21 protein-coding genes are annotated in these 18812 nt (G+C 72.8%); 9 read left to right on the forward strand and 12 right to left on the reverse strand.

Going from position 1 to position 18812, the window contains the following annotated elements; translation table 11 throughout:
- Positions 1-65: 65 nt before the first annotated feature.
- Together ACO0M4_RS39125 and ACO0M4_RS39130 are read left to right on the forward strand one after the other, a co-directional pair.
- Positions 66-1025 (forward strand): dihydrodipicolinate synthase family protein, encoded by a 960-nt coding sequence (locus ACO0M4_RS39125; RefSeq protein ID WP_430375924.1) that lies wholly within the window; start codon positions 66-68, stop codon positions 1023-1025.
- 107 nt (positions 1026-1132) lie between these two features.
- The gene (locus ACO0M4_RS39130) at positions 1133-1777 is read left to right on the forward strand and encodes a hypothetical protein (protein WP_430375925.1); all 645 of its coding nucleotides are present in this window, start codon (positions 1133-1135) and stop codon (positions 1775-1777) included.
- Between the two features lie 18 nt (positions 1778-1795).
- Here ACO0M4_RS39130 and ACO0M4_RS39135 read toward each other — a convergent pair whose 3' ends face one another.
- The gene (locus ACO0M4_RS39135) at positions 1796-2044 is read right to left on the reverse strand and encodes a hypothetical protein (RefSeq protein WP_430375927.1); all 249 of its coding nucleotides are present in this window, start codon (positions 2042-2044) and stop codon (positions 1796-1798) included.
- Positions 2045-2112: 68 nt separating this feature from the next.
- Between ACO0M4_RS39135 and map the strand changes: the two genes are divergently transcribed.
- From map to ACO0M4_RS39150, 3 genes are all read left to right on the forward strand, one after another.
- Positions 2113-2970 carry a type I methionyl aminopeptidase gene (gene map / locus ACO0M4_RS39140; RefSeq protein WP_430375929.1) on the forward strand — a complete coding sequence of 286 codons (858 nt, stop codon included), beginning with the start codon at positions 2113-2115 and terminating at the stop codon, positions 2968-2970.
- A gap of 166 nt (positions 2971-3136) precedes the next feature.
- A complete protein-coding gene (locus ACO0M4_RS39145; protein WP_430375931.1) occupies positions 3137-3805 on the forward strand; it encodes a heme oxygenase (biliverdin-producing) in 669 nt (222 codons plus the stop codon).
- A gap of 307 nt (positions 3806-4112) precedes the next feature.
- On the forward strand, positions 4113-5099 hold the full coding sequence (locus ACO0M4_RS39150) for a hypothetical protein (RefSeq protein WP_430375933.1): 987 nt from the start codon (positions 4113-4115) through the stop codon (positions 5097-5099).
- A gap of 185 nt (positions 5100-5284) precedes the next feature.
- Here the strand turns inward: ACO0M4_RS39150 and ACO0M4_RS39155 are convergent, their stop codons facing one another.
- Both ACO0M4_RS39155 and ACO0M4_RS39160 read right to left on the reverse strand, forming a co-directional pair.
- On the reverse strand, positions 5285-6025 hold the full coding sequence (locus ACO0M4_RS39155) for a bifunctional DNA primase/polymerase (RefSeq protein ID WP_430375934.1): 741 nt from the start codon (positions 6023-6025) through the stop codon (positions 5285-5287).
- Positions 6026-6168: 143 nt separating this feature from the next.
- Complete coding sequence (locus ACO0M4_RS39160) at positions 6169-6768, reverse strand: TetR/AcrR family transcriptional regulator (RefSeq protein ID WP_430375936.1); 600 nt, start codon at positions 6766-6768, stop codon at positions 6169-6171.
- 179 nt (positions 6769-6947) lie between these two features.
- Between ACO0M4_RS39160 and ACO0M4_RS39165 the strand changes: the two genes are divergently transcribed.
- Positions 6948-7127, forward strand: coding sequence for a DUF6243 family protein (locus tag ACO0M4_RS39165; RefSeq protein WP_430375938.1), 180 nt, complete (start codon positions 6948-6950; stop codon positions 7125-7127).
- Between the two features lie 52 nt (positions 7128-7179).
- Here the strand turns inward: ACO0M4_RS39165 and ACO0M4_RS39170 are convergent, their stop codons facing one another.
- The 3 genes from ACO0M4_RS39170 to ACO0M4_RS39180 all read right to left on the reverse strand — a co-directional run bounded on the left by ACO0M4_RS39170 (position 7180) and on the right by ACO0M4_RS39180 (position 10645).
- On the reverse strand, positions 7180-8133 hold the full coding sequence (locus ACO0M4_RS39170; protein ID WP_430375939.1) for a small ribosomal subunit Rsm22 family protein: 954 nt from the start codon (positions 8131-8133) through the stop codon (positions 7180-7182).
- A gap of 47 nt (positions 8134-8180) precedes the next feature.
- The gene (locus ACO0M4_RS39175; RefSeq protein WP_430375941.1) at positions 8181-9254 is read right to left on the reverse strand and encodes a serine hydrolase domain-containing protein; all 1074 of its coding nucleotides are present in this window, start codon (positions 9252-9254) and stop codon (positions 8181-8183) included.
- A 65-nt stretch (positions 9255-9319) separates the two neighbouring features.
- A complete protein-coding gene (locus ACO0M4_RS39180; protein WP_430375943.1) occupies positions 9320-10645 on the reverse strand; it encodes a multidrug effflux MFS transporter in 1326 nt (441 codons plus the stop codon).
- A 261-nt stretch (positions 10646-10906) separates the two neighbouring features.
- On the opposite strand from ACO0M4_RS39180, the gene ACO0M4_RS39185 reads away from it, so the two are divergent.
- A complete protein-coding gene (locus ACO0M4_RS39185; RefSeq protein WP_430375944.1) occupies positions 10907-11839 on the forward strand; it encodes an SDR family oxidoreductase in 933 nt (310 codons plus the stop codon).
- A gap of 54 nt (positions 11840-11893) precedes the next feature.
- Positions 11894-12796 carry a PhzF family phenazine biosynthesis protein gene (locus ACO0M4_RS39190; RefSeq protein ID WP_430375945.1) on the forward strand — a complete coding sequence of 301 codons (903 nt, stop codon included), beginning with the start codon at positions 11894-11896 and terminating at the stop codon, positions 12794-12796.
- A 329-nt stretch (positions 12797-13125) separates the two neighbouring features.
- Here ACO0M4_RS39190 and ACO0M4_RS39195 read toward each other — a convergent pair whose 3' ends face one another.
- From ACO0M4_RS39195 to ACO0M4_RS39210, 4 genes are all read right to left on the reverse strand, one after another.
- Positions 13126-13365, reverse strand: coding sequence for a hypothetical protein (locus tag ACO0M4_RS39195; protein ID WP_430375947.1), 240 nt, complete (start codon positions 13363-13365; stop codon positions 13126-13128).
- A gap of 288 nt (positions 13366-13653) precedes the next feature.
- Positions 13654-13905, reverse strand: a complete 252-nt coding sequence (locus tag ACO0M4_RS39200; protein WP_430375949.1) for a hypothetical protein — start codon at positions 13903-13905, stop codon at positions 13654-13656.
- 347 nt (positions 13906-14252) lie between these two features.
- On the reverse strand, positions 14253-14777 hold the full coding sequence (locus ACO0M4_RS39205) for a hypothetical protein (protein WP_430375951.1): 525 nt from the start codon (positions 14775-14777) through the stop codon (positions 14253-14255).
- 277 nt (positions 14778-15054) lie between these two features.
- Entirely contained in the window at positions 15055-15681 is a 627-nt protein-coding gene (locus ACO0M4_RS39210) for a DUF1266 domain-containing protein (protein WP_430375953.1), read from the reverse strand.
- A 672-nt stretch (positions 15682-16353) separates the two neighbouring features.
- On the opposite strand from ACO0M4_RS39210, the gene ACO0M4_RS39215 reads away from it, so the two are divergent.
- Positions 16354-16707 carry a hypothetical protein gene (locus tag ACO0M4_RS39215; protein WP_430375954.1) on the forward strand — a complete coding sequence of 118 codons (354 nt, stop codon included), beginning with the start codon at positions 16354-16356 and terminating at the stop codon, positions 16705-16707.
- 83 nt (positions 16708-16790) lie between these two features.
- Here ACO0M4_RS39215 and ACO0M4_RS39220 read toward each other — a convergent pair whose 3' ends face one another.
- The gene (locus ACO0M4_RS39220) at positions 16791-17618 is read right to left on the reverse strand and encodes an oxidoreductase (RefSeq protein WP_430375956.1); all 828 of its coding nucleotides are present in this window, start codon (positions 17616-17618) and stop codon (positions 16791-16793) included.
- A gap of 4 nt (positions 17619-17622) precedes the next feature.
- Positions 17623-18804 (reverse strand): cytochrome P450, encoded by a 1182-nt coding sequence (locus tag ACO0M4_RS39225; RefSeq protein ID WP_430375957.1) that lies wholly within the window; start codon positions 18802-18804, stop codon positions 17623-17625.
- Between the last annotated feature and the right edge of the window lie 8 nt (positions 18805-18812).

Below are 18812 nucleotides of genomic sequence, written 5' to 3' on the forward strand. Positions count from 1 at the left end.
TTGTGACCGCGAGATCGGACATCCCATGTCTGATGTGCCAGCTCAGAGCCGCCCTTGGAGCCCCCATGGCACTCACCGCCCCACTGCACGGCGTCATTCCCCCGGTCTGCACCCCGCTCGACCCGCACGGCGAGGTCGACACCGCCTCCCTCACCCGCCTGGTCTGTCATCTCCTCGACGCCGGCGTCCACGGCCTGTTCGCCCTGGGATCCACCAGTGAGGCGGTATACCTGACCAACCATCAACGGGCCACCGTCCTGGAGACCGTGGTCACCGCCGCCGCCGGCCGGGTCCCGGTCCTGGCCGGTGTCATCGACACCACCACCGCCCGCGTCCTGGAGCACGCCCGGACCGCCACCGCGCTCGGCGCCGACGGCCTGGTCGCCACCGCCCCCTTCTACACCCGCACCCACCCCCGCGAAATCGCCGCCCACTTCCGGCATCTGCGCACCGCCACCGGCCTGCCGCTGATCGCGTACGACATCCCGGTCTCCGTGCACCACAAGCTCTCCCCGGCCCTGGTCCGCGAGCTGGCCGAGGACGGCACCCTCGCCGGGCTCAAGGACTCAAGCGGCGACGACGGGGCACTGCGCCGCCTACTGGTCGCGCTCGGCGGCCGCACCGCCCGGCACACCGGCCCCGCACCCGACTTCGCCGTCCTCACCGGCTCCGAACTCACCGCCGACGCCGCCCTGTTGGCGGGCGCGGACGGCATCGTCCCGGGCCTGGGCAACGTGGACCCGGCGGGCTACGTCCGGCTCTACGACGCCGCCCGCGCCGGCGACTGGCCCCGGGCGGCCGCCGAACAGGAGCGCCTGGTCACCCTCTTCGACCTCACCGACACCGGCCCGGAGGCCGAGATGGGCCGCAGCTCCTCCGCCCTCGGCGGCTTCAAGGTCGCCCTCCACCTGCTCGGGGTGATCGCCCGCCGCGACACGGCGGTACCGCAGCTCCCGCTGAGCGAGGAATCGGTCGCGGAGGTAGGACGTCGGCTGACCGAGGCCGGCCTGCACCCCGCCCCCTGAGCCCACGGAACGGCCCCACCGCCGCCCTGGCCCGCCCCGGCCCCGTACGGGTGACACCACCCGCAGCCGGCCCCACGGAGCCGGCCCGTGCGGCACCATGCCGCGCCATGGATGCCGTACGCGTCGCCCTGCTGCGTGAGGTCCTCGCCGGGACCGAGTGGATCGAGGCCACCCGTCGCTTCGCCGGTTCGCTGCGGGCCGCCGTCGCCCCGCACGGCGGCGGTCTGCTGCTGGTCGGCAGCGCCGCCTACGAGCCCTGGCACCTGGCCGCCCACCTGGACGACGAGGCCGCCTGGTCGGGCCTGCCGGAGCTGTCGCCGACCCTGGTCCGCCACCGGGTCCCCACCGGGGCGCCGGCGCACCTCGCGGTGGGGCCGGGACGGCTGGCGGCGGCCGGACGCGGCGCGACGCTGCTGGTGGTGACGCCGGAGCGGCCGGACGCCGGGCTGCTGGAGCGGATCCACGACGCCCGCCGCAACGGCGCCACGGTGCTCGCCCTGGACTCCGGCGACCGCGATCTCCACGCCCTGGCCCACGACGCGCTGGCCACCGCCCCGCCACCACCACAGGGCGCCGCGGCGCCCCCGGACCTCCGGGACGCCCCGGCCCTCGACCTGGACACCGTCCAGCACCTGGTCAGTGCCGCGGCCGGCGAGAACGGTCGACCCGCGCCGCGCCGGCACCGCCGCTTCCGGGACCGCCTCGCCCGCCTCGCCGAGGGCCTGGCGACCCCGCCGCCCCCGCGCTGGTGACCCCGCCCCGGCGGGCGCCTACGCGTCGCCCTCGTCCCCCTTGGCGCCCGCACCGCCCTTGCCCATGTCGTGCCACTTGGGGTCGGTCTCCCACTCCAGATTCCGCTCGCGGGCGGTGCTCATGGCGTGCGCCGCCTCCTCGCGGGTGGCGTACGGGCCGAACCGGTCGGCGGCGCGGCACTGGGGGCCCTCCTCGACCGCCTGGTGCTTAAGGCAGTAGAACCACTCGCCCGGCTTGCCGACCGTCCGCCGTTTGAACAGTGCCATTGCCGCCTCCAGTGCTTGGCTCCCGTTGCCACCATCCTGCCCGACGGCCCGCGGATACACTCGCTGGCATGTCTGGCCAGTCGCTTCTTGCCCCCGGGGAGATCTCCCCCACCCGCCCCGTTCCCGCCTCGATCCCGCGCCCCGAGTACGTCGGCAAGGCCGGGCCGACCCCGTACACCGGGCCCGAGGTGCAGGACGCCGAAACCATCGAGCGGATGCGGATCGCCGGCCGGATCGCCGCCCAGGCGATGGCGGAAGCCGCCAAGCTGATCGCGCCCGGCGTGACCACCGACGAACTGGACCGGGTCGCCCACGAGTTCATGTGCGACCACGGCGCCTACCCCTCCACGCTCGGCTACCGCGGCTTCCCCAAGTCCCTGTGCTCCTCGCTCAACGAGGTCATCTGCCACGGCATCCCCGACTCGACCGTCCTCAAGGACGGCGACATCGTGAACCTCGACGTGACCGCGTACATCAACGGCGTGCACGGCGACAACAACGCCACCTACCTGTGCGGCGAGGTGGACGAGGAGTCGCGGCTGCTGGTGGAGCGCACCCAGGAGGCACTCAACCGCGCGATCAAGGCCGTCAAGCCGGGCCGCCAGATCAACATCATCGGCCGGGTCATCGAGTCCTACGCCAAGCGCTTCGGCTACGGCGTGGTCCGTGACTTCACCGGCCACGGCATCAACTCGTCCTTCCACTCCGGCCTGATCGTCCCGCACTACGACAGCCCGCACCACACCACCGACATCAAGCCCGGCATGACCTTCACGATCGAGCCGATGCTGACGCTGGGCACGCACGAGTACGACATGTGGGAGGACGGCTGGACCGTGGTCACCAAGGACCGCAAGCGGACCGCGCAGTTCGAGCACACCCTGGTGGTCACGGAGACCGGCACGGAGATCCTTACGCTGCCCTGATCCGGACCGGAGTAGCGTTTTTACCGACAGGTTGTCGGGAACAGGTTGACCAGGGCCCACCCTGCGTAGTTAGGTAACCCTAACCGCGACGGCTGCGCGCAGTCGTCGCGGCCTGTTCCCGCCACGCCATCCCTGTCCGCGCTCTGCCGGCCTCCGGAGGTCCGCCTTGGAAGCATCCAGCCCGACCCCGCCCGCATTCTCGACGGCCATCCGCACGGCCTCCCACGAGCAGCACACCGAGGCCGAGAACTCCGCGTTCATGAGCCACCTGTTGGGCGGCAAGCTCGGCGTCACCGCGTACCGGCGCTACACCGAACAACTGTGGTTCGTCTACCGCGCCCTGGAGGACGTCCCCCAGGGCCTCCCCGCGGACCCGGTCGCGGGCCCCTTCATACGCCCGGAGCTGGCCCGCACCACCGAGTTGGCACGCGACCTCGCCCACCTCGGCGGCCCCGACTGGCGCACCGGCCTGGAGCCGCTGCCGGCCACCGCCGCGTACGCCGACCGGATCGCCGCCTGCGCCCGCGACTGGCCGGCCGGGTACGTCGCCCACCACTACACCCGCTACCTCGGCGACCTCTCCGGCGGCCAGATCATCCGCGGCACCGCCGAGAAGACCTGGGGCTTCGCGCGCAAGGGCGACGGCGTCCGCTTCTACGTCTTCGAGGCCATCGGCAACCCCGCCGCCTTCAAGCGCACCTACCGCGAACTCCTGGACGGGCTGCCGCTCGACGACCTGGAGAAGCAGCGCGTCATCGACGAGTGCAAGCGCGCCTTCGCCCTGAACAGCGCCGTTTTCCGGGAGTTGGGCAACGAGTTCCCGCTGACCGCCTGACCAGCTGGCCGTCTGATCCGGCCGTCCGGCCACCGACGGAGCGCCACCCACCCCGCCGTACGGCCGCGCACACACGTCCGAGTCGCCCCCGGCACCGTCCAGGGGGCGCGCCCGCGGAGCCGGCCGGCACCGGGGCGGCGCGAAAGCCGACAAGGTGGGGCGCCCACGAACCCCCGAGGGCCCGGCGGAAAACAAACGCCCCCCGACCGCCACGCCCGCCGTCGGCCACCGGGTATGGTTGCCGCCGAATCGTGCCACCCCGGCGGCCTCCCGTCCGCCCCGGTCGCCCCGAAGGAGCCCGAGCCCCATGACACGCAGGTCGCCGTTCCGGGTGCCCGCAGCGCTGACGTCGGCAGCAGCCGCGCTGGTGGTACTGAGCGGATGCATGACGGTGCACGGCGAGCGCGAGGTGCTGCCCGCGGTGTCGCAGGACGACGCCGCCAAGGCGCTCAAGCACTTCACCAACGGCTTCAACAAGGCCAACCGCACGCTGGACCCGACGGTCAACACCTCGTACGAATCCGGTGCGCTGCTCGCCATCGACCAGGCGGGGATAAAGGCCGCTCACGGCATCCGCCCCGACGGCAACCCGAACTTCACCCCGCTGGCGTTCACCGACGCCCACTTCACCGTGCCCCAGCAGAAGGGCTGGCCGAAGTTCTTCGTCGCGGACGCGCTCAGCAACCGCCAGGGCCAGAGCGGCGAGAACACCCGCTGGTTCCTGGTGTTCAGCCGGGACAGCATCACCGCGAAGTGGCGGGCGACGTACCTCGCGACGTTCCCCGGCAACAACGCCCCGGAGTTGAAGGTCACCGGCGGCTACGCGGAAGCGGTGCCGGTGGACGGTTCGTCGGGGCTCGCGGTCGACCCGGGCAAGCTGAGCCAGGCGTATGCGGACTACCTCAACACCGGTAAGGGCGACACGTTCGCACCCGGCAAGGACACCAACCAGCTGCGGGCCTGGCGCGCCAGTCAGGCCAACCCGACGGGGGCCCGGATCCAGTGGCAGGACCAGGCGTCGGAGCTGCCTCCGGTGGCGCTGCGGACGACGGACGGCGGGGCCCTGGTGTTCTTCTCGACCGTCTACCACCAGCAGAAGACGGTCTCCACGGGTTTGAAGATCACCGTGGGGGCGGAGCTGCGCGGGATCATGGAGGGGCCGGCGAAGAACACCACGCGGATGGCGTTCACGACGGTGTCGGGTCAGACGGTGCTGGTCCCGGCGAAGAGCGCCGGCGGCAAGGTCGCGGTGCTCAATCGGATCGAAGCGAAGACGTCGGCGAAGGCGTTGTAGCCGGCGAAGGCGTGCCGGCCGGCGGATGCCCGATGGTCAGCGGAAGGCGTGCGGGTCGGCCAGCGCGCCGGCTGCCGGCGCGGGCCGGTGGGGACGGGCGGACCCGGTAGGGACGAGCGGACGGGGCGGGGCCACCGGCGGATCGGCGGCCCCGGCGTCGAGGGAACGGAACCGGCGCCGGCCGGTCAACGGCCGATCGGCCAGGCCGCCGTCTCGTGGTCGGGTTCGCGGCCGATGAACTCCGCACAGGCGTCGGTGAGGGTCTCCAGCAGCGTCAGCGGGTCGGGCAGCGGGAGCTCGGGGCCGCGCAGCCAGGTCACCGCGGGCTGGTCACCCAGGAGAGCGGACGGCGGCAGGAGGACGTAGCTGCCGCGGCAGTGCCAGCGGAGGCCGGGGTGCTCGTCGAGGGTCTCGGGATGGCAGTCCAGCTCGCACGGCCACCACTCGTCCTCGTCGTCGGGGGTGCCGCGGGTGGCGGTGAAGAAGAGCATCCGGCCGTCGCCGATGCCGGCGCCGCTGAGGCTGACCGGGCCGACGTCGATGCCGGCCGCGTCCAGTCGGCCGAGGGCGCTGCGGCCGGCCTCGACGGGGACGTCGAGGACGTCGTGGGCCATGCCGGTGGCGGTGATGAAGTTGGCCTGCGGGAGGGTGCGGACCCAGGCGGCGACCTTGTCGCGGTCGGTGGTGGCGACGGTCTGCCAGCCGAAGGAGATGGGGTGACGGCCGGGGGTGGGACAGCCGATGCGTTCGCAGGAACAGCCGTAGCCGGCCGGATGGGCGGCGGGGGCGACCGGGAAACCCGCGTCGACCGCCGCCATCAGCAGGTCCTCGCGGCCGCCAGCGGCGGCCGATCCCGTGTCCGTATCGCCGCCCGATCCGCTCCTCGGCCGGCGCAGCCACTGGGAGAACCTGCTCTTGCGTTCCATCAATCCCCTCACTTCGAGCGGTGGTCTGGGGTCAATGCTGCCACCATCCTGGGCCCCAGGTGACCGGTGTGCGGATCCGGGGTGAACGCGGCACGGGCGAACAGGGGCATTTCACGCCATTGCCGGCCGAGTGCCCCGGCGGGTCAGTCGCGCCGGCCCAGACCGCGGAGCACCTGGTCGACGAGGGTGTCGACGAAGGCGTGGGTGAGTTCCCCGGTGCGCATCAGCCAGCGCTGTGAGAAGGGACTCAGCAGCATCTCGGCGCCGATCCGGAGGTCGACGTCCGGGGCCAGTTCGCCGGCTTCCTGGGCAGCCCGGAGCCGGTCGACGTAGACGCGGATACCGGGTTCCATGAGGCGGCCGACGAAGGTGCGGGAGAGCTCCTCGTCGTTGGCGCCGGCCGCCGCGAGGGCCCGGTAGGGGGCCTGCCAGGCGGCGTCGTTGAACTCGTCGGCGGTGGCGTGGAGGACGGTCTTGAGGTCGGCGGCGAGGTCACCGGTGTCGGGGAGCCCCTCCTGGTCGTACTCGTCGACGATCGAGCCGAAGGCGTCGAGGAGGACGGCGGCCTTGGAGGGCCACCAGCGGTAGATGGTCTGCTTGCCGACGCCGGCGCGGGCGGCGATGCCTTCGATGGTGAGCTTGTCGTAGCCGACCTCGCCGACGAGGGCGAGGGCGGCATCGAAGATCGCCTGGCGGGAGCGTTCGCTGCGGCGGGAGGCGTCGGGGGCTGGTTTGTTGGCCATGGCCGGAAGTGTATCGAGCAGGAGGCGAGACGTATCGTCTTGACAAGACGGAACGTCTCGCTTGATGATGAGCGGCATATGAGCGAGACGAACCGTCTCGATCTGAGTGCGGGGGCCTGTCGTACCGGGGCCCGCGCCGTTCACCCCTCCTACAGGTCCTACCGGAAGGAACTCACCTCATGAGCAAGGGAAATGCCGGCGGCATGCTGGGCGTCGGGGGCACCCGCAGCAAGCTCTCGCGAGGTGCGCTGCGCGGCGGCGCGGGCGGGCGCACCCAGGACACACCGGGGCCGCACGATCCACAGGAACGGCGGCGCGAGCTCCTGCGGAAGATGCAGGAGCGGACCCGGAGCGCCTGACGCGGCGCGGGACCGGGGCGACGGCCGGCCGACGTCGAGCGGCCGGCCGGCCTCAGTGCGGCCAGGCGTCGCCCCAGGCCGCGTCGCGCGCCTCGCGGTAGGCGGCACCGTGCCGCTTAGTCACGGTGTCCCGCCGCAGGGCGTCGTCCGCGGTGCACAGGTCCAACAGCACCTGGCCCTTGCGGATCTGCGGCTTGCGGACGATCCGGGCGGCGACCGGCTCGGCCGGAAGGCGGGTGGCGGCGACGTAGCTGAACTTCTCGTCCTCGTAGGCCAGGGAGCCGCCCTTGACCTGGCGGTGCAGGGAAGAGCGGCTGACCCGGACGGAGAAGTGGCACCAGTCGTCGCCCGGGACGATCGGACACGCGGCGCTGTGCGGGCACGGCGCGACGATCCGCAGTCCGGCGGCGACCAGTTGCTCGCGGGCCTCGCGGATCCGCAGATAGCCCTCGGGGGTGCCCGGTTCGATCAGGACGACGGCCCGGGCGGCGGCCGCCGCGGCCACCACCGCACGGCGGTCCTCGGGACGCAGCTCGCCCAGGACGTAGGAGACGGTGACCAGGTCGGTGTCGTCGGGGACGGTGAGGCCGCCGCCGAGGGCCTGCCGCCGCCAGGTGACGTCCGGCAGGATCCCGGTGGCCAGTTCGCGGCCGAGGTCGAGCGCGGGCTGCGCCCAGTCCAGGACCGTGCTGCGCGGGCCGTCCCAGGTGGCGGCGGTGGCCCAGGTGGCCGCGCCGGTGCCGCCGCCGACGTCGATGTGGGTGGCCGGCGACCAGTCGGGGACGCGGGCGGCGAAGGCTGCCAGGGCGGCCCGCACCGCCTCGAAGGTGGCCGGCATCCGGTAGGCGGCGTACGCGGCGACGTCGCCGCGGTCGCGGAGCACCGGGGCGTCGGTGGGGGTGCGGCCCCGGTAGTTGGCGATCAGTCGCTCGACGGCCTGCGCGGCCTGCTTGGGCGGCAGGCCGTCGAGCAGGCCCGCCAGGGCGGTGCGCAGTTCGTCGTGCATTCGAGAAAGTTTACGGGGGTCCCGGGCGGCACCGGGCCGGGCCGGGCTCAGGCGGCGAGCACCGCGCGGGCGAGCTGGGTGGCGGCCGCCGCCCGCGGGGCGCTGCCGCCCGTCCGGCGCCGCGGGTGGACGGTGTTGGCGAGCAGCACCAGGAAGGTGTCGGTGGCGCGGTCCAGGACCAGGCTGGTGCCGGTGAACCCGGTGTGGCCGGCCGCGCCCCGGCCGGCCAGCTCACCCATGAAGTACGGCTGGTCGACGGCGAAGCCGAGGCCGGGCGGGTCGAGCAGGGCGGCGACCGCGGCCGGGCCGAGGATCCGGGCGGTGCCGTACGCGCCGCCGTTGAGCAGCGTCCGGCACAGCACGGCCAGGTCCTGGGCGGTGGAGAACAGGCCCGCGTGGCCGGCCACGCCCCCCAGCGCCCAGGCGTTCTCGTCGTGCACCTCGCCGCGCAACAGGCCCCGGTCCACCTTGGCCCACGGCCGCCGCTGGTCCTCGGTGGCGGCCACGCCCTGCGGGGCCAGCGGCCCGTAGCAGGTGCTGGTCAGGCCCAGCGGGCCGGTGATGCCGTCGCGAACCAGGGCGTCCAGGGGGCGGCCGGTGAGCTGTTCCAGGAGCAGTTGGAGGGCGATGAGGTTGAGGTCGGAGTAGCGGTGCGCACCGTACGGGCCGCCGGAGGGGGCGGCCGCCTCCGCCCACAGCAGCGCCAGCTGGTCGGCGCGGTCGCCACGCTCGTAGAAGGGCAGTTCGGGGGCGAGGCCGGAGGTGTGCCGGAGCAGGTCGCGGACGGTGATCCCGGGGGCGAACGCCGGCAGGTGGGCGGCGACCGGTGCGTCGAGGGCGAGCCGGCCGCGCTCGGTCTGCTGGACCGCGGCGATGGCGGTGAAGAGCTTGCTGAGCGAGGCGAGGTCGAAGACGGTGCCGACCCGCATCGGCTCCCACAGGTCACGGGGCAGGTCCAGGCCCCGGTCGCGTTCGGGGTCGTACGCGCGGTAGCGGACCGCCCAGCCGGCGGCCGCCTCGGCGGCGACCACCGGGCCCCGGCCGGCCAGTACCACCGCGCCGGGGCACCACGGTGCACGGCCCTCGGGCAGTGCGCGCACGCCGCTGACCAGCCGTTCCATCCAGGCGGGGTGCAGTCCCGCCTCGGCCGGTGTGCCGGGCTTCAGTCTCGGGGCGTTCGGTGCGTTCAGAGCCCACTCCTCTCGCCGGCGGTGCGTTCCCCCTTACGCTGCCACGGACGACACATTCCCAGGAAGCTCACGAGCGCGAGAACGGCGCACGACAGTTGGACGACGGCCATCGGTACGGCCGTCCGCTCGCCCGCGATGCCCACCAGTGGCGAGGCCACCGCGCCGAGCAGGAACGTCGAGGTGCCCAGCAGCGCGGAGGCCGAACCGGCCGCGTGCGGGGTGCGCAGCAGCGCCAGGGTGTTGGTGCTCGGCATGACCAGGCCCATCGCGGACATCAGCACGAACAGCCCGGCGGCCACCGGAACCAGCCCGGCCTTGCCGAAGACCCCGGACGACAGCAGCAACAGGGCGGCGCCGGCCAGCGCGACCAGCACCAGGCCGACGCCCAGCACCTTGTCCAGGCCGACCCGGCCGACCAGCAGCTTGCCGTTGATCTGGCCGACCGCGACCAGCCCGATGGAATTGAGGCCGAAGAGCAGGCTGAAGGTCTGCGGGGAGGCGCCGTAGATCTCCTGGATGACGAACGGCGAGGCGGAGATGTACGCGAAGAGCGCGGCGAAGGCGAACGCGCCGACCAGGAGGTAGCCGGAGAACGCCCGGTCGGCGAGGAGGTCGCGCATGGTGCGTAGGGCCGGACCGATGCCACCGGGCTGCCGGCGCTCCGGGGGCAGCGTCTCGCCCAGTCGCCGCCAGACGAGGAGGGTGAGCAGCACACCGATCACGGTGAGCACCACGAAGACCCCGCGCCAGTCGGTGAACCGGAGGATCTGGCCGCCGATGAGCGGGGCGACCACCGGTGCCACCCCGGAGATCAACATCAGCGTGGCGAAGAACCGGGCCATCGCCACCCCGTCGTACAGGTCGCGCACCACCGCCCGCGCGATGACGATGCCGGCCGCGCCGGCGAGCCCCTGGAGCAGGCGGAAGGCGATGAGGACCTCGGCGTTGGTGGCGACCGCGCACAGGGCGGTGGCCAGCACGTAGAGGACCATGCCGATGAGCAGCGGGCGGCGGCGGCCCCACTTGTCGCTCATCGGGCCGACGATCATCTGCCCCAGGGCCATGCCCGCCAGGCAGGTGGTGAGGGTCAGTTGGACGGTGGCGGCCGGGCTGTTCAGGGCGGCGGTGACCTGCGGCAGGGCCGGCAGGTACATGTCCATGGAGAGCGGCGGGACCGCGGTGAGGCCGCCGAGCACGAGGGTGACGAGCAGGCTGGTGCGGCGGGACGCGACCGGTGCGGCGGGCGCGTCCCGCCCGGATATGGCGGGCTGCCCGGGGGCGTCGTCCCGGGTCTCGGCGGCGGGGGCGCCGGACTCTGTCATGAGCGTCTCCATGAGTCGGTGATGGCGGCACCATGGTGGCACGCGGCGAACACCCGCCGGAGCGCGCGGACGCAGTCCTTTGGACCTACGTCCGACCTAGGTCCGGCCCCGATCCGACCTGGGTCCGACCTGGGTCCGGCGTTGCGGCCGGCCCCGTTGCCGGCCGCCAACTGCCGCCCGGCCCGCGGCTCCTGGCGGCACCGCCCGGGTGGCACCCGGTTCGCGCCCGGTTCCCGCCCGGTCCGCCGTTACCCTGCCGGCATGGCATATGACGCAGAGCGGGCAGCGGCGGCGCAGGCGACACCGGTGGCACGGGCCGGGCAGGTGGGCAGTACCGCGACCGCGGCCCGGCCGACCCTCCCCGCGCCCGCCTCGCGGGGCCGGACCCCGCGCACGGCGCCGACGCCCCAGGAGGCCCGGGAGGGCGGTGCGGCGGGCCGGAAGGTGGCCCTGGTCACCGGCGCGGGTTCGGGCATCGGGCGGGCGGTCGCCCTGGCGCTGGTCGCCGACCACTGGACGGTGATCCTGGCCGGCCGGCGCGCCGACGCCCTGGAGGAGACCGCCCGGCAGGTGGGGTACGCGGGCATCGAGGGCCCCGCGGTGCTGCCCGTCCCCACCGACGTCACCCGCCCCGACGAGGTCGACGCCCTCTTCACCACGATCCGCGACCGGTTCGGCCGGCTGGACCTGCTCTTCAACAACGCGGGCGCCTTCGGCCCGCCGGTCCCGCTGGCGGAGCTCTCCTACGAGGACTGGCGGGCGGTGGTCGACGTCAACCTCAACGGCGCCTTCCTGTGCGCCCAGGCCGCGTTCCGGACCATGCGCGACCAGGACCCGCAGGGCGGCCGGATCATCAACAACGGCTCCATCTCCGCCCACGTACCGAGGCCGCACTCGATCGCGTACACGGCCACCAAGCACGCGATGACCGGCCTCACCAAGTCACTGTCCCTGGACGGCCGTCCGTACCGGATCGCCTGCGGCCAGATCGACATCGGCAACGCGGCCACCGAGATGACCGGCCGAATGCAGACCGGGATCCTCCAGGCCAACGGCCGCACCGAGGTCGAACCGGTCATGGACGCGGCCGACGTCGCCCGTACGGTCGTGCACATGGCGGCGCTCCCGTTGGAGGCCAACGTGCAGTTCGCGACCGTGATGGCGACCGGCATGCCGTACATCGGGCGGGGCTGACGCGCCGCCCGGCCACCGGGGAATAGCCGGGCGGCGGTGGGTGGTTCCCTGGCCATGACACTCGACACCACCGCCGGGGACCCCGCCCGCACGCCGGAGATCCTGCGCTACACCGCGTTCTCCACCGATCCCGCGGGCGGCAACCCGGCCGGCGTCGTCCTGGACGCCACCGGTCTGGACGACGCCGCGCAGCTCGCCATCGCCGCCGAACTGGGCTACTCCGAGACCGCGTTCCTCACCGCGCCGCCCGAGGGGCTGGGCGCGCCCGGCCGGGCGTTCACCATCCGGTACTTCAGCCCGCTCGCCGAGGTCGCCTTCTGCGGCCACGCCACGGTCGCCACCGCGGTCGCGTTCGCCGAGCGGCACGGCCCCGGCGACCTGCTCTTCGCCACCCAGGCGGGCCCGGTCCCGGTGACCGTCGCCCAGCACGACGGGGCCCTGCGGGCCACCCTGACCAGCGTCGAACCGCACATCAAGCCGGTCGACCCGGCCGACCTCGACGAGGCGCTGGCCGCCCTGGACTGGCCGGCCGCCGACCTCGACCCGGCCCTGCCGCCCCGGATCGCCTACGCCGGCAACCGCCACCTGGTCCTCGGCGCCGCCACCCGCACGCGACTGGCCAAGCTCGACTACGACTTCGACCGGCTGGCCGCCCTGATGCACCGCCTGGACCTGACGACCCTTCAGTTGGTCTGGCGGGAGAGCGACACGGTCTTCCACGTCCGCGACCCGTTCCCGGTCGGCGGCGTGGTGGAGGACCCGGCGACCGGCGCCGCGGCCGCCGCCTTCGGCGCGTACACCCGCGCCCTGGGACTGGTCACCGCACCGACGACGCTCACCCTCCACCAGGGGCACGACCTGGGCCGCCCGGGCCTGCTGACCGTCGACCTGCGGTCCGGCGACCCGCGCTCGCACGTCAGCGGGACCGCCACCCAGATCACGTCGACGGACGCCTGAGACCGCGGGCGGGACCACGGCCCCGCCCCTCCCTCCCCCGGCCGCCGGCCCCTCACACCAGCTCCACACCGCGGCCCGACCGCCCGACCGCCCCACCACCCACGCGGCACTCCTGCCGCCCACCACCCCCGGTGGCACCGTTGCGACTCCGATCCGCCACCCAGCATCGCCCTCCCTGCCGCGGTCCCGCTGCCCTCGACGCTTCCTGGGGCGTGGGGCGTGGGCGGTGAGCCGTGGGGCGCAGGCGTGGACCTCGGGCGGTGGGCCGCGGGGCGTGGGCCGTGGGCCGCATACGGGTGCCTAGCGCACCGGGACGCCCGGGCCCCGGCTCACCCGGCGCCCGGGGCGCCCCCTCCCGGCGCCGCGCACACCGCGCCCCGCGGCTCGCAGGACACCGAGATCGCCCCCCGTCCGGCACCCCCCGACGGCTGGACGGTCGCGCCGCCCTCCCGGTGCCCCGCCCCGAAGGTGTCGTCCCGCCACCCGAGCAGCGCCGACGCCACCACCGCGATCAACACCAGCATCATGAAGATCAACAACGGCCGGGCCCGCACCAGCAGTTGACGCACCCGCCCGGACCGCCGTCCGGGCCCGCGGTTCGCCGCACGACCCCCCGGACCGACACCCGGACCCCGCCCGGTCGCCGGACGGCGGTGCCACCCCAGCGCCCGCCCGATCCGTCTCTTCCAATACACCAGCCGGTAGTAGTGCTTCAGCACCTCGGCGCCCCCTCGTGTGACTGCCCGGGAAGCCACGAGGGTACTGCCCGGCGGCGCCCGTGACGCCCGCTCGCAGCAAGCAACGGGCCCGCCGCACGCCCTCGAAGGACGCCCGACGGGCCCGACCATCAACGACGCTCAGCCCCAATAGTCGCCGCCGTTCCCCTCGTTCGGGTCGACCCACCAGCCGTTCTGGCAGATCCGGCCCTCCGGATCCCGGTCGCCCTCGGCGTACTCGCCGAACCCGGTGGTCTCACCGTGCGGACCGCGCCCCCAACTGGTGTAGTAGTAACGGCACCCCTGCCCCTGGGCCGAGGCGGCCGGCGCCGCCACCATTCCCGCGCTCAGCACGCACAGCCCCACCAGCGCGATCCGCGTCAGCTTCCCCATCAGCCCATCCTTCTCCGCGCCCAACGGCGCACGGATATTCCTGACTTCTCCCGATTATTCGAAAGCGGCGCAACAGTAGCCCGCGCCGTACTCGCCCCTGTATTCCCCGAACTGGCGAGTTTGGGAAGGGAATCAGCGCAGCGAAAAGCGCATCCAGAGCGACATCCTGACCGCCCGCCGGTGTCACCTCGTACGCCCCGCCTGCCCCAGGGCCTCCCCCGCGCCACGCCGACCTCAAACGCTCCGTCGCACACGGAAAAAGCCCCACTCCGACCCCCTGAGCAGGCGGGGGCGGAGTGGGGCCGGGGCGGCACCCGCGCGACGCGGACGCCGGGCGGGGACCGCCGTCAGCCCAGACCGGGCAGGCCCTTGAGCGGGGACTGGGCCGCGGCCGGCGCCCCCTGCGCGGGCAGCGCGCCGGTCACCGCCTTCCCGGACAGCGTGTCCGTCAGCGCCTTGGCCGACACGGCGTCGGCCAGGCCCTTCCCGGGCAGTGCGTCGGTCGGCATCCCACCGAGCAGTCCGCCGTCGGCGGTGACCGCCTGCGCCGTGTCGCCCAACAGCTCCCCGGCCGCACCAGCGGTCGCACCGGCCGCCTGCGCCGCCGGCGGCGTCACCTTCGCCGCGGCCCCGCCGACCGCCTGGGTCTCCGCGGGCACCACCTTGTTGACGACCTTCCCCTGGGCCCCACCGGCGACCTGCGTCGCCGTCTGTGCGGCTCCACCCACCGTGTCCCCCACGCTGCCGGGGTCCACGTTGGTCAGCCCGCCCAGGTCGGGGGTCTTCGGTACGTCGGCGGCGTGGGCGCCGGCAGCCGACCCCAGCGTCATCGCGGCCGCGGCCATGCCCACTGCCGTCAGAACTCGTCGCATCAAGGCTCCTCGATGAATGGAGATGTGCTTGTGTGATGAGAACGATGAGCTGCGCACCCGGACACGCCCGATCAGCACCGGCACGGCGCGGAGGGCAGGCAGGGGGCGGACGGGTCGGCCCGTACGCCGGGGAGCGGGCCACAGAGGGGGTGCACCCGTAGGCCCGTACATCGGCCGCCGGCCTTTCCTCGCGCCTTCCGGTGCCACCAACCCCGCCGCCGCGCACCACTTCCGCAGCCCTTTTCCGATCGCCGTCACTGTGACCCATCAGGGCCGGTCAGGACCGGTCAGGCTGGTAGATGGATACCCAGGGGACTTGGTGCCAGGGGCTGTTGGAATTGCCGGGATCCAGCAGGCGCTGCGCGGCTTGTACGGTGTCGTCCTGGGAGCCGGTCCATTCGGCGCCGGCATTCTGCATCCACAGCGCGCGGCCCGCAATGAAGTCGTCGGCGAACGCGTTCCAGGATTGGTAAGTCTGTGCTGCGGGAGCCACCGCATTGCCCAGGAGTCGCCAGGCGCCCGGTTCGTCGACGTAGCCGGCGCCGAAGCCCAGCTTGACGACGGTGACGTAGCGGCCGAAGTCCCAGGCCACCGGGGGGCGCCCAAGGACGGGTGCCATCTGTGTGCGATGGCCCTGGGTGGCCAGCTGGTGCAATGTCGCGTGAAGGGATTCCGGCGAGGTGACGCCCCAGCTCTGCTGCAAGCTCACCTTGCAGTTCGTGGGGTTGATCCTCTTGAGGGGATAGAGCATCAGGTGACTGTGCCCCCACATCCGCTCTGCCAGGATCGCGTCCAGGGAGACCATCCACCGCTGGTGGACCGTCAACGGTGCGGGGAAGCGCCGCTTGGCCGAAGGCCCGAATGCCATCTTCAGCAGCGACGAGGCCAGTATCCAACCATTCATGGTCGTCGATCTTCGCAGCCGGTCGAGCGCCTGGCCAAACGCTGTGGAAACGACACCCCCAGCGGGCGGCTGAACGTGCTGTCCGGATCCGCTATCGACGACGACCCGGCGGCCCCCACGAAGTAGCCTCTCATCCCCCGAACCGGCGCACGGCTCTCAACTAAGTGCGGGGAGAAAAGTGTTGGCGTTACCCGCCTGCCAGCGACGGCGTCGTGACTTTTTCCGTTGCTTCCCCCCTGTGGTAGACAGGGCCAGCGTGCCTGCCGTCCGACGGCGAGCACGCGCTTTCTGTTTGCGTTGATTGACACTCGGGGGACATTCGTGGCGACTCCGCCGCAACCACAGCCTGCGCCGTTCCAAGCTCCTCAGCCGCAGCCCGGCCAGCCGTACCAGCCGCCGCACCCGCAGCCCGGCCAGCCCGCCGCCTGGGGCCAGGCACAACCCCAACACCCCGCTGCCTGGGGCCAGGCTCAGCCCCAACACCCCGCTGCCTGGGACCAGGCTCAGCCCCAACACCCTGCTGCCTGGGACCAGGCACAACCCCAGCAACCTGCTGCCTGGGACCAGCATCAGCACCCCGCGCCCGCCTGGAACCAGGGCCACCCGGCACCGTTTCCGCAGGCTCCGCAACCGCACCATGCCGGCTGTCGACTGTGCGGTGCCGTGCCGGCCATGAACGTCACCGTGCGTGGGCATCAGGGCATTCTGATCGTCATGCGGTTCCTGCGCATGACGGGCCCTTTCTGCCGGAATTGCGGCGTCGCCCTGTGCCGCGAAATGACAGGCAGCACGCTCTGGCAGGGATGGTGGAGCCCGTTCTCCCTCTTCCTCTTCACCCCCTTCACCCTCATCTGGAACCTCGTTGTCCGGATCAAGCTGAACAAACTCCAGGCACCGATCCCGGGACAGCCCGGGCCCCAGCTGGATCCCGGGACACCGTTGTATCGACGGCCTGCTGTCCTTGGGGCGTTGATCCCAGTGCTCTGGTTCCTGTTCGTGACGTACCGGAGCATGTCGGGGGCCTGAGGGAGTTGCCCGAGGAGCCGGTGAAGTCGGGTCGACCAGGTCCGGCGGGCGGAGGGCGGGCGCTACGCGGCGCCGACGGTGATTCACCGGTTGTCCGCTTTGAGCGAGCGGGTGGCCAGTACGTCGAACTCGCGGTCCGGCAGTGACCTGTTGAGCTGCAGGAGCTTGTCGGCGAGCCAGCCGACGGCGTAGCGGGTGTCCGGGCGGTCGGACTCGACGGCCTGCCGGATGGCGTCCGCGACGACGCCGGGATCGGAGCCTTCGCTGAGCCCGGTCTCGCCGCGCCGTGCCATCGCCTCGGCCATCTGCCGGTAGGCGCCGTTGCCGGAGATCTCTTTCAGTTGTGCGGCCGTCCGGTCTTCGAACTCGGTCTTGATGATGCCGGGCTGGATGATCACAACGTCGATGCCGAACGGCTCGACCTCCATGCGGAGGGTGTCGGAAAAGGCTTCGAGTGCGTGCTTGGACGCGTAGTACCAGGCACCGAGCGGCAGCGCGATCTCGCCGCCGATCGACGAGACGTTGACGATCGTGCCGGAGCCCTGGTCGCGCATGTGCGGCAGGACGAGTTGGGCCAGCCTGGCCGGCGCGAAGAGGTTGACCTCCAGCTGGTCGCGCGCCCGGTCCAGCGGCACGTCCTCGATCGCGCCGTGCAAGACGGTTCCGGCGTTGTTGACCAGGACATCGATGCGCTGTTGCTCGTCCAGGACGGTGGCGACGACCCGGCCGAGATCCTCCTCGTTGCGTGCCTCCATCTCCAGGACGTGGCCACCGGCGCCGCGGAGGTCGTCCATCTTGTGTACGCGCCGCGCGGCGCCGTACACCGTGTGGCCGGCGCGCAAGAGCGTCAGCGCGGTGGCTCGGCCGATCCCCGAGGACGCCCCGGTGACCAGGCATACCTTCGCTGCCATCCGCCTACACCTGCCAGGCGACGGGCAGCTCGTGCACGCCGTAGATGAGCGTGTCGGTGCGCATGGCCACGTCCTCGGCCGGGAGCGCCAGGCGCAGCGTCGGGAACCTGGTGAGCAGCGCGGGAAGTACCACCTGCAGCTCCACGCGGGCGAGTTGCTGGCCGAGGCACTGATGGACGCCGTGGCCGAAGGCCACATGTCCGCTGGCCGGGCGGAGCAGGTCGAGGGTGTCGGGATCGGCGAAGCGTGCGGGGTCGCGGTTGGCCGCGGGGACCGAGACGGTGACCGACTCGCCGGCTTTGATCCGCTGGCCCTGCAGCTCGACGTCCGCCAGCGCCGTACGCACGGTGCCCGGGATGATGCTCAGGTAGCGGAGCAGCTCCTCGACCGCCTGGGCGGCGATGCCGGGCTCCGCGCGCAGGGCGGCGAACTGGTCGGGGTGGGCCAGCAGGGCGAAGGTACCCAGCGCGATCATGTTGGCAGTCGTGTCCAGGCCGGCGCCGAGCAGTACGAAGCCGATATTGACCAGCTCCTCGTCGCTGAGATCGGTGGCGGTCAGGCCGCTGAGCAGGTCTTCGGTCGGCTCGGCACGTTTGGCCGCCAGCAGCTCGCGGAGGAACTCCTGCACCGCCGCGTAGGCCGCCGCCCTCCGCTCCGGCGAGGCGTCCAGGCGGAACAGGTCCAGTGCGTGCCCCTGGAAGCGCGCCCGGTCCGCGTAGGGCACACCGAGCAGTTCGCAGATCACCTGCGCCGGGACCGGTTGCGCCAAGACGTCCATCAGGTCCACCGGGCCGCCGTGCCGCTCCATCGCATCGAGGTGTCCGGCCGTGATGACCTCGATCTGTTCCGTGAGCCGGCGCATGCGGCGGACGGTGAACTGGCCGGTGAGCAGGCGACGGTAGCGGGTGTGCTCCGGGGCGTCCATGGCCGTGAAGATTCCCGGTGGTGCGGGCTGGTTGCCACCGGATGCGCCGGGAAACGGCAGATGCCTCAGCTCGGCCCTGGCGCTGAACCGCGGATCGGCCAGCACCTCGCGCACGAGGGCGTGGCTGGTCACCAGCCACCCCACATGCCCGTCCGGGTAGCTCAGCCGAGTCAGTGGACGCTGCGCGCGCAGCTCGGCCAGTCCCTCGGGCGGGTCGAACGGCCGGTCGGCCGGCCGCTGGGTCGGTAGTACTGCGATCATGTCGGGCT

Source organism: Streptomyces sp. RGM 3693 (genome assembly GCF_050471125.1).
Classification (GTDB): Bacteria; Actinomycetota; Actinomycetes; order Streptomycetales; family Streptomycetaceae; genus Streptomyces.

Excerpts from the sequence above, each read along its gene's own strand:
- ACO0M4_RS39215 (WP_430375954.1), top strand. The coding sequence starts at position 16,354 with ATGAACGTCACCGTGCGTGGGCATCAGGGCATTCTGATCGTCATGCGG.
- ACO0M4_RS39205 (WP_430375951.1), bottom strand. The coding sequence starts at position 14,777 with ATGCGACGAGTTCTGACGGCAGTGGGCATGGCCGCGGCCGCGATGACG.
- ACO0M4_RS39220 (WP_430375956.1), bottom strand. The coding sequence starts at position 17,618 with ATGGCAGCGAAGGTATGCCTGGTCACCGGGGCGTCCTCGGGGATCGGC.
- ACO0M4_RS39210 (WP_430375953.1), bottom strand. The coding sequence starts at position 15,681 with ATGAATGGTTGGATACTGGCCTCGTCGCTGCTGAAGATGGCATTCGGG.
- ACO0M4_RS39155 (WP_430375934.1), bottom strand. The coding sequence starts at position 6,025 with ATGGAACGCAAGAGCAGGTTCTCCCAGTGGCTGCGCCGGCCGAGGAGC.
- ACO0M4_RS39160 (WP_430375936.1), bottom strand. The coding sequence starts at position 6,768 with ATGGCCAACAAACCAGCCCCCGACGCCTCCCGCCGCAGCGAACGCTCC.
- ACO0M4_RS39190 (WP_430375945.1), top strand. The coding sequence starts at position 11,894 with ATGACACTCGACACCACCGCCGGGGACCCCGCCCGCACGCCGGAGATC.
- ACO0M4_RS39125 (WP_430375924.1), top strand. The coding sequence starts at position 66 with ATGGCACTCACCGCCCCACTGCACGGCGTCATTCCCCCGGTCTGCACC.
- ACO0M4_RS39130 (WP_430375925.1), top strand. The coding sequence starts at position 1,133 with ATGGATGCCGTACGCGTCGCCCTGCTGCGTGAGGTCCTCGCCGGGACC.
- ACO0M4_RS39225 (WP_430375957.1), bottom strand. The coding sequence starts at position 18,804 with ATGATCGCAGTACTACCGACCCAGCGGCCGGCCGACCGGCCGTTCGAC.
- ACO0M4_RS39185 (WP_430375944.1), top strand. The coding sequence starts at position 10,907 with ATGGCATATGACGCAGAGCGGGCAGCGGCGGCGCAGGCGACACCGGTG.
- ACO0M4_RS39200 (WP_430375949.1), bottom strand. The coding sequence starts at position 13,905 with ATGGGGAAGCTGACGCGGATCGCGCTGGTGGGGCTGTGCGTGCTGAGC.
- ACO0M4_RS39175 (WP_430375941.1), bottom strand. The coding sequence starts at position 9,254 with ATGGAACGGCTGGTCAGCGGCGTGCGCGCACTGCCCGAGGGCCGTGCA.
- ACO0M4_RS39170 (WP_430375939.1), bottom strand. The coding sequence starts at position 8,133 with ATGCACGACGAACTGCGCACCGCCCTGGCGGGCCTGCTCGACGGCCTG.
- ACO0M4_RS39165 (WP_430375938.1), top strand. The coding sequence starts at position 6,948 with ATGAGCAAGGGAAATGCCGGCGGCATGCTGGGCGTCGGGGGCACCCGC.
- ACO0M4_RS39150 (WP_430375933.1), top strand. The coding sequence starts at position 4,113 with ATGACACGCAGGTCGCCGTTCCGGGTGCCCGCAGCGCTGACGTCGGCA.
- ACO0M4_RS39180 (WP_430375943.1), bottom strand. The coding sequence starts at position 10,645 with ATGACAGAGTCCGGCGCCCCCGCCGCCGAGACCCGGGACGACGCCCCC.
- ACO0M4_RS39135 (WP_430375927.1), bottom strand. The coding sequence starts at position 2,044 with ATGGCACTGTTCAAACGGCGGACGGTCGGCAAGCCGGGCGAGTGGTTC.
- map (WP_430375929.1), top strand. The coding sequence starts at position 2,113 with ATGTCTGGCCAGTCGCTTCTTGCCCCCGGGGAGATCTCCCCCACCCGC.